The organism is Rhizobium zaerense, from assembly GCF_051810725.1.
GTDB classification, from domain to species: Bacteria; Pseudomonadota; Alphaproteobacteria; order Rhizobiales; family Rhizobiaceae; genus Rhizobium; species Rhizobium leguminosarum_I.
In genome coordinates this window covers 281394-294856 of sequence record NZ_JBPWQY020000004.1, presented here as the reverse complement: position 1 = coordinate 294856, position 13463 = coordinate 281394, and the positions used below count along the sequence as shown (strand labels likewise).

General features: G+C 59.8%; 12 protein-coding genes and 1 pseudogene. 6 read left to right on the top strand and 7 right to left on the bottom strand.

The genetic code is table 11. The annotated features are described in order from the left end of the window. Positions 1-397: 397 nt before the first annotated feature. The 3 genes and pseudogenes from ACS4RR_RS29335 to ACS4RR_RS29325 all read left to right on the top strand — a co-directional run bounded on the left by ACS4RR_RS29335 (position 398) and on the right by ACS4RR_RS29325 (position 3576). Positions 398-2272, top strand: a complete 1875-nt coding sequence (locus ACS4RR_RS29335) for a HAMP domain-containing methyl-accepting chemotaxis protein (RefSeq protein WP_260111436.1) — start codon at positions 398-400, stop codon at positions 2270-2272. A gap of 472 nt (positions 2273-2744) precedes the next feature. After that, positions 2745-2984 (top strand): annotated as a pseudogene (locus ACS4RR_RS29330) (DUF4143 domain-containing protein); the annotation flags it as partial. A gap of 202 nt (positions 2985-3186) precedes the next feature. Then, positions 3187-3576 carry a RidA family protein gene (locus ACS4RR_RS29325; RefSeq protein WP_260111387.1) on the top strand — a complete coding sequence of 130 codons (390 nt, stop codon included), beginning with the start codon at positions 3187-3189 and terminating at the stop codon, positions 3574-3576. Here the strand turns inward: ACS4RR_RS29325 and ACS4RR_RS29320 are convergent. The 6 genes from ACS4RR_RS29320 to ACS4RR_RS29295 all read right to left on the bottom strand — a co-directional run bounded on the left by ACS4RR_RS29320 (position 3573) and on the right by ACS4RR_RS29295 (position 9631). After that, the gene (locus ACS4RR_RS29320) at positions 3573-4154 is read right to left on the bottom strand and encodes an NAD(P)H-dependent oxidoreductase (protein WP_260111388.1); all 582 of its coding nucleotides are present in this window, start codon (positions 4152-4154) and stop codon (positions 3573-3575) included. The genes ACS4RR_RS29325 and ACS4RR_RS29320 overlap by 4 nt on opposite strands. Beyond that, the gene (locus tag ACS4RR_RS29315; RefSeq protein WP_260111389.1) at positions 4151-5560 is read right to left on the bottom strand and encodes an FAD-binding oxidoreductase; all 1410 of its coding nucleotides are present in this window, start codon (positions 5558-5560) and stop codon (positions 4151-4153) included. Before ACS4RR_RS29315 ends, ACS4RR_RS29320 begins: the two co-directional genes overlap by 4 nt. 1 nt (position 5561) lies before the next feature. Next, positions 5562-6875 (bottom strand): cytosine deaminase, encoded by a 1314-nt coding sequence (locus tag ACS4RR_RS29310; RefSeq protein ID WP_260111390.1) that lies wholly within the window; start codon positions 6873-6875, stop codon positions 5562-5564. Then, positions 6875-7717 (bottom strand): ABC transporter permease, encoded by an 843-nt coding sequence (locus tag ACS4RR_RS29305; protein ID WP_130818229.1) that lies wholly within the window; start codon positions 7715-7717, stop codon positions 6875-6877. The genes ACS4RR_RS29310 and ACS4RR_RS29305 overlap by 1 nt, the downstream gene beginning before the upstream one ends. After that, a complete protein-coding gene (locus ACS4RR_RS29300) occupies positions 7717-8541 on the bottom strand; it encodes an ABC transporter ATP-binding protein (protein WP_260111391.1) in 825 nt (274 codons plus the stop codon). Before ACS4RR_RS29300 ends, ACS4RR_RS29305 begins: the two co-directional genes overlap by 1 nt. Positions 8542-8614: 73 nt before the next feature. Beyond that, positions 8615-9631, bottom strand: coding sequence for an ABC transporter substrate-binding protein (locus tag ACS4RR_RS29295; protein WP_260111392.1), 1017 nt, complete (start codon positions 9629-9631; stop codon positions 8615-8617). 183 nt (positions 9632-9814) lie between these two features. Here ACS4RR_RS29295 and ACS4RR_RS29290 point away from each other — a divergent pair, with 183 nt between their 5' ends. Beyond that, positions 9815-10804: a LysR family transcriptional regulator gene (locus ACS4RR_RS29290; protein WP_456190512.1), complete on the top strand. Its 990-nt coding sequence runs from the start codon at positions 9815-9817 to the stop codon at positions 10802-10804. Here the strand turns inward: ACS4RR_RS29290 and ACS4RR_RS29285 are convergent. Continuing rightward, complete coding sequence (locus ACS4RR_RS29285; RefSeq protein ID WP_456190511.1) at positions 10767-11633, bottom strand: creatininase family protein; 867 nt, start codon at positions 11631-11633, stop codon at positions 10767-10769. The genes ACS4RR_RS29290 and ACS4RR_RS29285 overlap by 38 nt on opposite strands. A 234-nt stretch (positions 11634-11867) precedes the next feature. Here ACS4RR_RS29285 and paoA point away from each other — a divergent pair, with 234 nt between their 5' ends. Next, a complete protein-coding gene (gene paoA / locus ACS4RR_RS29280; protein WP_260059669.1) occupies positions 11868-12515 on the top strand; it encodes an aldehyde dehydrogenase iron-sulfur subunit PaoA in 648 nt (215 codons plus the stop codon). Then, a complete protein-coding gene (locus ACS4RR_RS29275) occupies positions 12512-13462 on the top strand; it encodes an FAD binding domain-containing protein (RefSeq protein ID WP_260059670.1) in 951 nt (316 codons plus the stop codon). The genes paoA and ACS4RR_RS29275 overlap by 4 nt, the downstream gene beginning before the upstream one ends. Position 13463 lies beyond the last annotated feature (1 nt).

Sequence of the window (13463 nt, the reverse complement as noted above, 5' to 3'; positions counted from 1 at the left end):
CGGTAGATCGAATTGCAAGCATGCAGCTGCTTGCTGAGCTCGCACTTGGCAGGACAGCTGCGTGAGCTGATCGGCATTTGCTGTGGCGATTGGCATTCCAACGCTTCTCAATGGCGAAATGACCGGGGGTGCCGATTCTGGTCGATGTCGACCGATTCATCCTGTTATCGAGACTAAGACCGGGGTTATTTCCGCTCGCGACACGTGTCATGTTCCTCAGATTCAAGGAACTTAAAGTCGCGGTGCGCTTATTTGATCGCGTAAGTATGGATCTGCTTGGCAGATCTGAGGAAATAAAGCGGGACCATTGTTTAGTTAATACTAAATTATTGAATCCGGTGCGAAATTTTACATCAGCCGGCACGCCGGTCGTCGTAGTACCTTGGAGGAGACCCGCATGAAACGCCCGAGTATCAAGCAAGCCCTGATCTTAAAGCTATCGGTCATCAGTCTGTTCATGGTGGGCCTGTCCTATATCTCGCTGACCACGATTTCGACGCTTCGTGCCAATACCGAGCAGATCGGGACCTTCTGGATGCAGCGGCTGGTGACGGCTCGCGAGATCAAGGATAACTTCCTCGACCTGAAATTGGTCTATGGACAATACCTTCTCGTGGACACGGCGGAGCAAAAAAAGGCCGGCCAGCAAGAGATCGATGCGGCTGGCGTTGAGCTGGACACGGTTGTCGCCGAATACGAAAAGGGTGTCCGCACGGAGCGTGGGCGCGAACTGATCAATCAGATCAAGCCGGAACTCGCCAAATATCGTGCGTTGGCAGAGCAAATGATCGCGTTTGAGAATGACGCGAAGACGCCTGAAGCTATCCGCCTCTTTAAGGAAAATATGGAGCCGCAAGCCGAGCTGGTGAACAAGGCAGTGGCGGATCTAGTCGCTTTCATTCTCAAACAGGCCGAAGGCTTTGTGACCGCGAGCGGTGATTCCGCGCAATCCGCCTTCCTGCTGACAGCCGCGATCGCAGGGCTGGCCGTGCTTCTTGCCATAGCCGGCATCTTCTTTGCGATATCAGGCATCGCCAACCCAATCCGAGACATTGCCTCCGCCATGAGGCGCTTGTCGGGTGGCGATCTTGACAGTGATATTCCCTATGCCGGTCGCGCCGATGAAGTCGGCGAAATGGCCGGTGCGGTTGAAATCTTCCGCCAGAATGCCCTCAATGTCGTCAGGCTCGAGAAGGAAGCGGCCGAATCCCGCAGAGAGAGCGAGGCAACGCGCGCCGCAGCCCAGCAGCGCGTTGAACGCGAGGCGGAACAATTGCGCTTCGCGACCACGACATTGGGCGAAGGTCTCCGGCGGCTTGCAGCAGGCGACATATCCTTCCAGCTTTCAGAGCAATTTTCGGCCGAGTATGAAGCGTTGCGCGAAGACTTCAACGCCTCGCTCCGGCAACTGGGTGCGACGATCGGCGCCGTGCTCGAGACGGTGCACAGCATCGATAATGGTACCGGTGAAATTGCATCTGCCGCGCAGGATCTGTCCAAGCGTACCGAACAACAGGCAGCCTCTCTGGAGGAGACGGCCGCAGCCCTGGATGAGATCACGTCGAATGTGACGATGTCGACCAAACGCACCGACGAGGCGCGCAACGTCGCCAAGGAAGCCGATATCAGCGCTCAGCGGTCGGCAACTGTCGTCTCGCAGGCGGAACAGGCCATGCGACGCATCGAAGACAGTTCACAGCAGATTTCGAACATCATTAGTGCAATCGATGAAATCGCCTTCCAGACGAACCTCCTGGCATTGAATGCCGGCGTTGAAGCTGCCCGTGCGGGTGAGGCGGGCAAAGGTTTTGCAGTGGTCGCACAGGAAGTCCGTGAGCTTGCCCAGCGCGCAGCTCAAGCGGCCAAGGAAATCAAAGGCTTTATTCAAAAGTCATCAACTGATGTGGAAAATGGCGTAAAACTGGTTCTCGAAACGGGAACGTCGCTCAAGTCGATCGGTGAGTATGTCGTGCAGATCAACCAACTCATGGATGCGATTGCCACATCGGCGCGTGAGCAGTCGACGGGACTTGCTGAGATCAACACGGCCGTCAATCAGATGGACCAAGCGACCCAGCAAAATGCGGCGATGGTTGAGCAGTCGACGGCTGCCGCTGCCTCATTGTCCTCCGAGGCAGGCCGCCTGCGGGATCTGGTCAACCAGTTTCAATTGGACGGCGACAAAAGCGCGGACGGGCAGCGCAGCGGACGGACCTTTGAAGGCAACGGGCCTATCCACTTGGTCGCTTCGCGGCGCGTGACGCAAAGATAAGGCGTAACCGACTTCAGATCAGGGACATGAGACAACCCTGCCGGCGGTTCCAGTCGCGTTCGTTCCTTGAGCACTGGCCAGAGCGATTTCGATGCCGACGGGTTGGTTTCTGATTACCGCGTTGATCCAGTATGTGGCCCTGGGTCTGTTTTGTCCTGGTAGTCGCGACATCGAAAGCACTGCCGGCTATCGTCCGATACCGGTCAGCCACGCCGGCTTTTTCCGCATTCTGCCTCGACAGCTCCAACACTGCGGCCCAATCGAGGCGTCATTCGATACTGTTCGCCCTCCTTGGTCAGGAAGCCATGAATCACGAGATAGTCGCGGAGGATGCGCACCCCGGTCGGCTTGGCGGTGCGATGGAAATATACATAAATTTGCTTTCGCTTCTCTCCTGATCAGGTACCCCTCCGTTGAGGATCAGCCAGGTCAGTTCCGGTGACCGCCGCGACAGCTTCAGCAGCGCCTGCGTTTTCGTGACAAGCAGCAGAACGAAGTCGATATCGTTATCGAAGATAGAAGAGGGAGAGTTGTCGGTATCGAGATAAAAGCGGCAGCATCCGTCTCGAGTTTCGATTTTTCCGGATTGCGAATTTTGGCCGAAGCATGTGGAGAACAATTTGTTTCGGGCATTGTCTTGTACGATCATAACAAGGTGATTCCATTCGGCGAACGCCTATCTGCCGTGCCAATTTCGGCGTTGTGGCATTAGCGCCTGGGAGTTTCGCTTCAGTCTCCAGACTCGAGCATTCCTGAAATTCCGACGGTGTCGATGAAAATGGGCCGCAGGTTCGATTCCCTTCAAGGCGGTCGTCCTGCTTTCTGTCGCAAAACATTATGGACGCAGCGATATTCTCATATCCCGCCGCATCCTGTAGGCTCGATGTCTGCAGCCCTCGGAAAATTTCAGATCGATGAAAAAAACTTTCAATCCGGTCTCGGTGCGCCGGCCTTTCGGAAATTACAATCACGGCCTGCTGGTGCCGCCCGGCGCCGCGCTGCTCGTCACGTCGGGCCAGCTTGGTATTGGTCTCGACGATACTGTTCCGAGCGACATCACTGCTCAGGCGGAACTCTGCTTCGAGGCGATCAAGGCGATCTTGCAGGAGGCGGAAATGAGTTTTGCCGACGTCATCCGCATTTCAGGCTTCGTCACCCGCCGCGAGGATTTCCCAGCCTATATGGCTGTACGGGATCGCTATACGCTCGATCCGAAGCCGGTTTCCACCTTGCTCGTCATCGGCGGCTTTACCCGCCCTGAGTTTCTCGTCGAGGTCGAGGTGACGGCTGCGAAAATCTTCTAAAAGCGCTTCATCGCGTCTCCGACGCGGTCGAGGAATTTTGCGCGCGTCTCCGGCGTGCAATTGTTCATGTCGTAATGGGCTAGGAACGTCACCGGCCTCAGCGGATTGATCTGCGCCCTCAGCACGCGCTTGACGATTTTCTTCGGCGGGTTGCCGGCGACGAAAGCCCGAAAGGGCGTTGCGCCATAAGTCAGGACGGCTGCGAGCTTGCGGATGTGGCGTAGCCGCGATTCCACCTTGCCGTCGACCAGCTCGAAGGAAACGCCCGGCAGCCAGACGCGGTCGAAATATCCCTTCAGGATTGCCGGAAAGCCGAAGTTCCAGATCGGGGTGCAGATCACCAGCGCCTCGGCCGCCTTCAACCTTTCGACATGCGATTCCACTAGCTTCAGATTTTCCGGATAGTCGTGATAGACGAGCCGGTCGTGGCGCGAGAGCACTGGATCGAACCGCTCTTCATAGAGGTCGCAGCCATCCACAACATGCCCGGCCTTCTCAAGGCTCTCGATGGTTTGCCGGTAAAGCGCCTTGCCGTAACTTTCCTCGACCGGGTGAGAGTGGAGGACGAGAACCCTCATGAGGCCTCCATCAGGGCCGCCAGGCCGGGGAAGAGATAGTTCTTGCCGGCGTTGAAATCGAAATCGGGATTATCCCATGCGATCATCTTGCCGGGATTGAGCAGGCCCTTCGGATCGGTTTCCTGCTTGAAGGCGAGCTGCACCGCGTCGGTGCGCTTCATGCCGCCTTCTTCCAGCGTATAGCGGTGCGGATTGAAAATCGGGCATCCATTGTCCTGGTGGATCTTGATGATCTCCTCCAGCCGCTCCTCGGTGGTATAGCGCACCAGCGGCAGCCCGGAGCACTGGATCTGTCCGTCGAATTTGATGAATTCGAGATGACCCGGAACTTCGTCACCGAAGATTTCGACCATCTTCCGAACCTTGGCGACATGATCCGGCCCCGGATATTGCACCTGCAGATAGGTGAAGCTCGGGTCGACCTTCAGCGCACGCAATGTCGTGTGGTTCCAGGCAAGCTCATAGGCATGCGGGATCCCGCGCATGCTTTCCACCTTGTCGGAGCGGAACATGATCTCGCCCTTCTGCGCCGCTGTGAAGGCAAGAAAAGCATCCATGGAGTGCGGCGCGATCATCAGCACGGCGATCGACTGGCCCTGACGGATGTAGGGCTTGTGGCGGGTGAAATAGTCGCAAGGAATGGGAGCGGCAATCGGTGCGATCTCCTTGACGAGGATGCCGTTGCATTTCGCCAGTGCGTCTGAGAAGCGCACCGCTTCCATGAAGTCGTCGTAACCGACGAGCACATCGACCCAGTCATAGGCAGGTGCAAGCGGCATCTCGATCTCCGTGATGATGCCGTTTGTGCCGTAGGCGTGGCTCACCTTCTGGAGATCCCAGCCGGTGAGATCGAGGACACGCGGTTCGGCTTCCATGGTGACGACGCGCAGGCGCAGGATGTTGCCGAGGTCGCGCAAGCCGCCCCAGGTGATCGAGCCGACGCCGCCCGAGCCGCCGGCGATGAAGCCGCCGACCGTCGCCGTCTGCGCGGTGGAGGGATGGAAACGCAGCTCTTGGCCGGAATGGGCCTTGGTCTGCTTGTCGAGCTGGGCAAGCACGATGCCGGGTTCACAGATGACGCGGCCGGGATGGATCTCCTTGATCTTGTCCATGGCGGCAAGGTTCAGCACGATGCCGCCGGAAAGCGGCATTGCCTGGCCGTAATTGCCGGTGCCGGCGCCACGCGGCGTCACCGGAACGCCATGGGCATAGGCGACCTTCAGCGTCCGGATGACCTCTTCCTCGGTCTTCGGCGTGACGACGAGATCGGCCGTCACATTGTCGAGCTGGGCTTTGAGTACAGGCGAATACCAGTAGAAATCCCGGCTCTTCTGGCGAACCAGCGCCGGATTATCCTCAACGGCGATGCCTTCGAGTTCCTTTTTGATCTTCTGATAATCGGCCATGTCAGGCTCCAACGACGTTATCGAGTTCACGGTAATCCGGCAGGCTGCGGTCGATCACCTTGCCGCGGCGAAGCACGACGCGGTCAGACTGCGGACGGGACAGGAATTCACTCCAGCGCCGCGCGCTGAAGAGCACGAGATCGGCCGGATCGCCGGCGGCGATGCGGCCCTTGTCCGGCCGTCCGACGATGGCGGCGGGCGAGGTGGTGACGACACGGGCGGCGGTATCGAGCGGGTGATCGAGATGCAGAATCCGCACGGCCTCGCGGAAGACCTCCACCGGATCGAGGTCGCCATAGGCATAGAAGGGGTCGCGGGTATTGTCGGATGCGACCGCGGTCGCGACACCGGCGGCGGCCAGTTCCTTGAACAGCGTGACGCCGCGCCAGCGCGGGGTGCGGCCGGGATAGCGATCCTGCAGATACATGTTGCACATCGGCAGTGAGATGACCGCGATACCCGCCTTGGCGACCAACTCGACGGTGCGCGCGGCGGTGTCTTCGTCCTGGCGGGCGAGCGAGCAGCAATGACCGGCGGTCACCTTGCCCTCGAACCCGTTGCGCAGCACGGCCTCGGCGATTGCCTTCAGTGTTTCCGCGCCGCGATCATCCGTCTCGTCGACATGCAGATCGACATCCAGGCCCTGCTCTGCGGCAGTCCTGAAGAGCGTGTCGAGCTGCCAGACAAGCTCCGGCCCCATCCGGGTGACGCCGCCAAGCAGGCCGCCGTTCTGTCGGATTGTTGTGACGAGATCGGCAAAGAAGGCGCTGTCTGCCATGGCATCCAGCGGGAAGAGGGCGACCGCCTGCAGCGCAATTCTGTCCTTCCAGACATCCCGGATTTCGGCAAAAACCTCGAAGGAGATGCGATGCTGGGGCGCAAGCGAATCCAGGTGCGTGCGGATCAGGCTGGTGCCATGGGCATAGGCGGAGCGGAGCGAGAATTCCATGCGCCGTTTGACGTCTGCGGCTGACCAGTTGGCTTCCCGGTCGGCCCTGACGGCATCGAGCGCACCCATGAAGCTGCCGTCGGGATTGGCCTGGCGCGGCCAGATATGGCCTTTGTCAAGATGGGTATGGATATCGGCAAAGCACGGCCAGACCATGCCGTCCTTAAGATCGGTCCTGGCATAATCGGCGGGTGCAGCGCCGGCCGGCCGGATGGCGGCAATCATGCCGTCGCTGATGACGATATCGACCGTGGCCAGCCCTTCCTTGACCGGCACGTCGAGATGCTCGACGGTGATGGCGGGCACCGTCGCATTGCTCAGCACGAAGCGGGCCGCATTCGGCGGGGATATGAAGGAATAGGTCATCAGTTTTCCCGTTTGATGCTGCTTTCATGCCAGCGATGAAGGCTCAACCAGGCGATGAAGGTGGTGAGGCCGAAGATCGCCACCCCAAGCATGGAGAGCATCAACAGCGCCGCAAAGAGCCGCGGTATGTTCATCCGGTACTGTGCTTCCAGCAGGCGGAAGGCGAGACCGGAGCCGGCACCGGCAGAGCCCGCGGCAAATTCGGCGACGACGGCGGCGATCAGCGCCAGGCCGCCGCCGATGCGAAGACCGGTCATGAAATAGGGTTGTGCGGCAGGCAGTTTGAGAAAGAGCAGCGTCTGCCAGCGCGAGGCGCCGTAGAGCTCAAAGAGGTTGATCAGATTGTGGTCGACGCTCTTCAGGCCCTGGACCATATTCGACAGGATCGGGAAAAAGGCGACGAGGAAGGCGCAGATCAGCAGCGCAACCTGCGTGGAGGGCGCGTAGATCAGGATCAGCGGCGAGATGGCGACGATTGGCGTTACCTGCAGGATGACGGCAAGGGGATAGAAGGCAAGCTCGACCCAGCGCGACTGCACGAGAAAGATCGCAAAGCCGACGCCGCCGGCAAGCGCCAGCATCAGTGAGATGAAGGTGATCTTGGTGGTGACCCAGAGGGCAGGGGCAAGCGTACCCCAATCCGTCACGAAGGCGTTTGCCACAGCGGCCGGTCCTGGCAGGATATAAGGCGGCACGCCCGACAGTTTCACATAGGCGTACCAGACGAGGATCATCAGGGCGATGACGAGGAAGGGGATGGCGATGCGCAGCGCAAGATCGCGGCGCCTTGCGCTTGCGGTACCCTTAACGAGCAGCGGCGATGTGTCTGTTTCGTCGCTCATCAATGATCCCCTGCCGAATTGATCGCCCCGATCAGCGAATGCGACACCGTTTCGCAGGCCTTGCGGTATTCCTCCGAGGTGCGGTAGTGCGCGTCGCGTTCGAGGCTGGTGATCAGCGGGACGTCGGCATGCACGCGCCCGGGCCTTGCCTTCATCACGACGATGCGGTTCGAGAGATAGGCGGACTCGAAGACCGAATGCGTCACGAAAATCACCGTAATGCCGGTCGCTTTCCATAGCCGCAGCACGTCGTCGTTGAGCTTCTGGCGGGTGATCTCATCGAGCGCGGCGAAAGGCTCATCCATCAGCAGCAGCTTCGGCTTCGTCACCAGCGCACGGGCGATCGAGACGCGCATCTTCATGCCGCCGGAAAGTTCGCGCGGATAGCCCTTGGCAAAATCCTGAAGGCCGACGGTGGTCAGCACTTCCATGATTTGATCATGCGCGGCTGCCTTCGAAACGCCCCTCAACCTCAGCGGCAGATGGACATTGTCGAACACGTTCTTCCAGGGCATCAACGTCGGCTCCTGGAAGACAAAGCCGATATCGCCCTCCGGCAGACCTCTGGAATTGATGCGAGAACTCGGCCAGTCGATCGTTCCCGAGGTGACATCGCCGAGACCGGCTATGATGCGCAGCGCCGTCGACTTGCCGCATCCGGAAGGGCCGAGCAGGCTGACGAACTCGCCGCTTTCGACCGTGAGCGACATGTTCGAAAGCGCGGCAGTGCCGCTGGAAAAGACCTTCGAGACCGACTGCATGACAACAAGCGGCTGCTTGCGCGTCTCTTTCGGGGATACCGCCTGGGCGTTTGCTGGGAGCATTGCTGTCTCGTTCATGCGGGAGGATACGGCCCGCCACATCCTCGATGGCGGACCAGGAGAGCCGTCAGTCGGCCTACTTCTTCAGTGCCACGCCGGTGCTCTTGCAGACGAACTTCGTCGTAAAGGCTTTGGTGTAGTCCGTCTCCGGCTTGAAGACCTTGATCGCCACCATCTCGTTGAAGAACGTCTTGTAGTGCGCATCGGTGATGCAGCCGATGCCCTTGTCGAGGCTATCACCGGATTCGATGATCCCGTATTCCTTCATCTTGGCGATGGAGTAGGCGAGCTGGCCATCCGTCATTTCAGGATTATCCTTCTTGATCAGTTCGTTCGCCTTGGCGTTGTCGCCGTAGAGGTAGTTGTACCAGCCTTCGATCGAGGCATCGACGAAGCGCTGCACGACGTCGGGTTTGCCGTCGATCATTGTCTGCGTCGTCGTGATCATCGTCGAATAGGGCGAGTAGCCGTTGTCGGCGAGCAGGAAGACCTTCGGCTCGAAGCCTGCCTGCTTCTGGATCTCGTAGGGTTCGGAGGTCAGGTACCCCTGCTGAGCTGAGTCCTTGTCTGCAAGGAAGGGCGCGGGACTGAAGTTATAGGGCTTGTACTGCTCGTCCTTGAAGCCTTTGAAGTTGGCCTTCATCCATTCGAAATAGGTGAGGTAGCCGTCCTTGCTGAGGAACAACGTTTTCAGCTTGGCGAGATCCTCGAACTTGTCGATGCCGTTATCCGGATGGGCGATCAGCACCTGGGGATCCTTTTGGAAGATTGCTGCGACATCGACCAGCGGAATGCCCTGTTCGACGGCGGATACCTCTCCCTGCGGACCGCCCATGTAGAAATCGAGCTTGCCGGAGATCAGCAGCGCGCTGTTTGCAGCATTCGGGCCGCCCTGCACGATGGTGACGTCGAGGCCATATTTTGCATAGGTGCCGTCGGCGACGGCTTGGTAGAAGCCGCCATGTTCCGCCTGGGCAAGCCAGTTCGTCCCGTAGCTCACCTTGTCGAGGGCGAGCGCCGGCGAGGCGGCGGCAAGTACCGAGGCGAGGCCGAGGCAGCGCAGGAATTGCATCTTCGTCTGTGCTTTCAACATGGTTGGCAGTTCCCTTTTTGAGCCGAGGGAAGCCTTGCTCAGCCCCCTTTTGAGGGAATTTGAGCCATTGCCATGCGCTTTGAAAAGCATCAAAATTCGTGCGCATTGATGCCTTTTCGGCATCTCTGGGAAAGCTGAAGATAATTTGTGCGCCATGCGCAAAATTTATGCATTGGAGAGATCATGTTGCACTCCAGACGCCTTCTTTACATCAATGAGATCGCCCGTTGCGGTTCGATCCGCAAGGCGGCCGCGCGCCTCAACGTGGCGTCGTCGGCGGTCAACAGGCAGATTTTGGCGCTGGAGGATGAGATCGGGGCGCCGCTTTTCGAGCGGCTGCCGCGTGGCCTGCGGCTCACGGCTGCCGGCGAACTCTGCATCGAGCATATTCGGGACGTGCTGAAGAATTATGAGCGCCTGGAGGGGCGCATCCGCAGCCTCAAGATGCAGCAGGCAGGCAAGGTGCGCATGGTGACGACCGTTGGGCTTGCCGCCGGGCCGCTGCCCGAAATCATCGCGCGCTTTCTTTCAGAGCATCCGCGCGTCTTCGTCCAGCTGCGCAACGATACCGGCGGCACGACGGCCAGCCCTGTTGTATCAGGCGAGGTGGATATCGGTCTCGGCTTCAACATCCCCGCCATGCCCGGCATCCGCACCCTCGGAAATTTCGATATCCCGATCGGTGTCGTGCTGCCGCCGGGGCATCAGCTGATCGGCCCCGGGCCGATCAACCTTGCCGATGTCACCCAGGAAAAACTGGTTCTGGCGCAGCCGGGCACCAGCCTGCGCGAGGTGATCAACCTTGCTTTTGCGCGCCTGCCCATCTCGGTCGAGCCGGTGCTGGAAACCAATGCATCGGAGATGCTGAAACAGCTTGTCAAATGCGGCACAGGGCTGACGCTGCTCAATCCGCTCGACGTCATCACCGAATGCCGGCGCGGTGAACTTGTCTTCCGGCCGATCGCCGAGCCGCATGCGCGTTACCAGCAGATGAAGCTGTTTGCGCGTGCCCGCGCGCCCCTCGACGCGGCCACCAGCCTTTTCGTCGAATATCTGCTCGCCGAACTGCTCGGCCTGGTGCAGGAATTGCAGGCCAAGGGTCATATCCCACCGGATGTGAAACCCGCGGCTGAGCCTATTTCACATAGAGATCTGAAAGCGGATAGGCCTTGAGATCCTGGAGCAGCTCGACAAACCCCTTGACCTGATGGCGGCAGATCGCCTCGCCCTTTTCGGCTGTGGCGATCGAGGCATCGCCGACCACGCCGAAGGGATTGAGGTCATGCGCGATCCAGGCCAGCGAATGCGGCGGCAGAGGCTGAAGAAATTTCGATTGCTCTCGCATCCCTTCGGCCTTCGAGGCAAAGTTTTGGGCCTTGTCCATGCGCACCAGTTCGGGGCGGAAGTTGAGCATCAACGACGTCTCGACATCACCGCCGTGGATGCCGTATTTGCTCTCGTGATCGCTGACCATGCCTTCCGGATGACCGAAACGGCCCCATTGGGTGGAGACCACCGCCATTTGATGGCGCACGCGCAGTTCGCGCGCGACGATGCTCATGATGTCGACATTGCCGCCGTGGGAGTTGACGATCACCATCTTCCGCAGCCCGGCTTCGGCAACCTTTGCGCCAATCGCCGTCCAGACGGGGATGAGTAGTTCGGCACTGAGCGACAGAGTGCCGGGGCCGTAGATGTGTTCGTTGGCCTTGCCGATCTCCTGTGTCGGAAGAACCAGGATATCCAGATCCTCCGGCTGCTGCCGCTTCAACTCCGCCAGCATGCCGGTCGCGATCGCGACATCCGTTGCGACCGGCAGATGCGGGCCGTGCTGTTCGGTCGAGGCGATAGGCAGGATAGCAATCGTGGTCTCGGGGGAGAGGCCGGCAAAATCATATGTGTTGAGCTCGTTCCAGTAAAACGGCGTGGGCATGCGGTCATCCCTTTTCGTCACCTGCTTCGATAGGGAGTAGGGAATAAAGATAAGCCGGAAAAGCATCATTTTTTGCGCATGGCGCTGCTTTTTTTCGCGCGCATCGGCGGCCGTTACTCCGCGGGCGCTTCAGCATCCAATCCGACTTTACTGAATATGTGGCTCGCAGCATCATACGAGCGCGGCTCGGGGAATTCATGAGCTAGATCGATAACCGTATGCAACGGAAAGGGACTAATCAGACGGCGGAGTTGCACTACCTCAGCAGACGGCGTCGACGCGCGCCTATGTCCAACGAGCAAGGTGGAACACTTCATGCCAAGCCAGACACAACTGGAACTTTCCCGTCGAGATCTACTTATCTCGTCGGCCGCAGCGATTGCGGTCACCGGAGCCGTCGCGCCCGCAGCGGCACAGTCCCCAGGAAATGAAATGGCCTATACATCGAAAGTTTCTTTCGCGGTCAACGGCGAGAACCGTGATCTCGAGGTCGACAACAGAACGTCGCTGCTCGACGCGCTGCGCGAGCACCTGCATCTCACAGGCACGAAAAAGGGATGCGACCACGGCCAATGCGGTGCATGCACCGTGATGGTCGACGGCCACCGCATCAACGCCTGCCTGACGCTGGCGGTGATGCACGAAGGCGATCAAATCACCACGATCGAAGGCCTCGGCCAGCCTGAAAACCTTCATCCGATGCAGGCGGCCTTCGTCAAGCATGACGGCTTCCAGTGCGGCTACTGCACGCCGGGACAGATCTGTTCCTCCGTGGCCGTGCTCGAGGAGATCAAGGCGAACATACCGAGCCACGTCACCGGCGACCTTACGGCTCAGGCGGCTGTCACTGCGGCCGAGATCCGCGAACGCATGAGCGGTAACATCTGTCGATGCGGCGCCTATTCCAACATTCTCGATGCCATTTCGGAAGTCGCGGGGATAAGAGCATGAGAGCCTTTACCTATGAACGCGCCTCGTCCGTCGAGGCCGCGGCCAAGGCGGCCGCCTTAAATCCTGAGACCAAGTTCATCGCCGGCGGCACCAATCTCCTCGACCTGATGAAGCTCGAGATCGAGACGCCGACGCATCTGATCGACGTCAACGGTGTCGGCCTCGACAAGATCGAACCCACGCCGGAGGGCGGGCTGCGCATCGGCGCCTTGGTCCGCAACACCGATCTTGCCGCCCATGAGACCGTTCGCCGTGACTACGGCCTGCTCTCCAGGGCCCTGGTCGCCGGCGCCTCCGGGCAATTGCGCAACAAGGCAACCACGGCCGGCAACCTTCTGCAGCGCACGCGCTGTCCCTATTTCTATGACACGAACCAGCCGTGCAACAAGCGGCAGCCCGGCAGCGGCTGTTCCGCCATCGGCGGCTTCAGCCGCCAGCATGCCGTCGTCGGCACCAGCGAATCCTGCATCGCCACGCATCCGAGTGACATGGCCATCGCCATGCGGGCGCTCGATGCTGTTGTGGAAACCGTCAAGGCCGACGGCAGTCGCCGCGCGATTGCGATTGCCGACCTTCACCGGTTGCCCGGCGACACGCCCCATTTGGAGACCGTTCTCGAGCGCGGCGAGTTCATCACGGCGGTCCTGCTGCCGCCCCCGATCGGCGGCAAGCACATCTATCGTAAAGTCCGAGACCGCGCCTCCTATGCCTTCGCACTCGTCTCGGTCGGAGCCGTAATCCAATCGGACGGCACAGGACGGATCGCCGTCGGCGGCGTCGCCCACAAGCCATGGCGCATCGAGGCAGCCGAAGCCGAGCTGCCGAAAGGCGCGCGGGCGGCGGCAGGCGTTCTTCTTGCCGATGCCCATCCGACCGAACAGAACCGTTTCAAGGTCGATCTGGTCGAGCGCACGCTCGGCGCCGTCATTGCCGAAGCAAGGGGTTGAG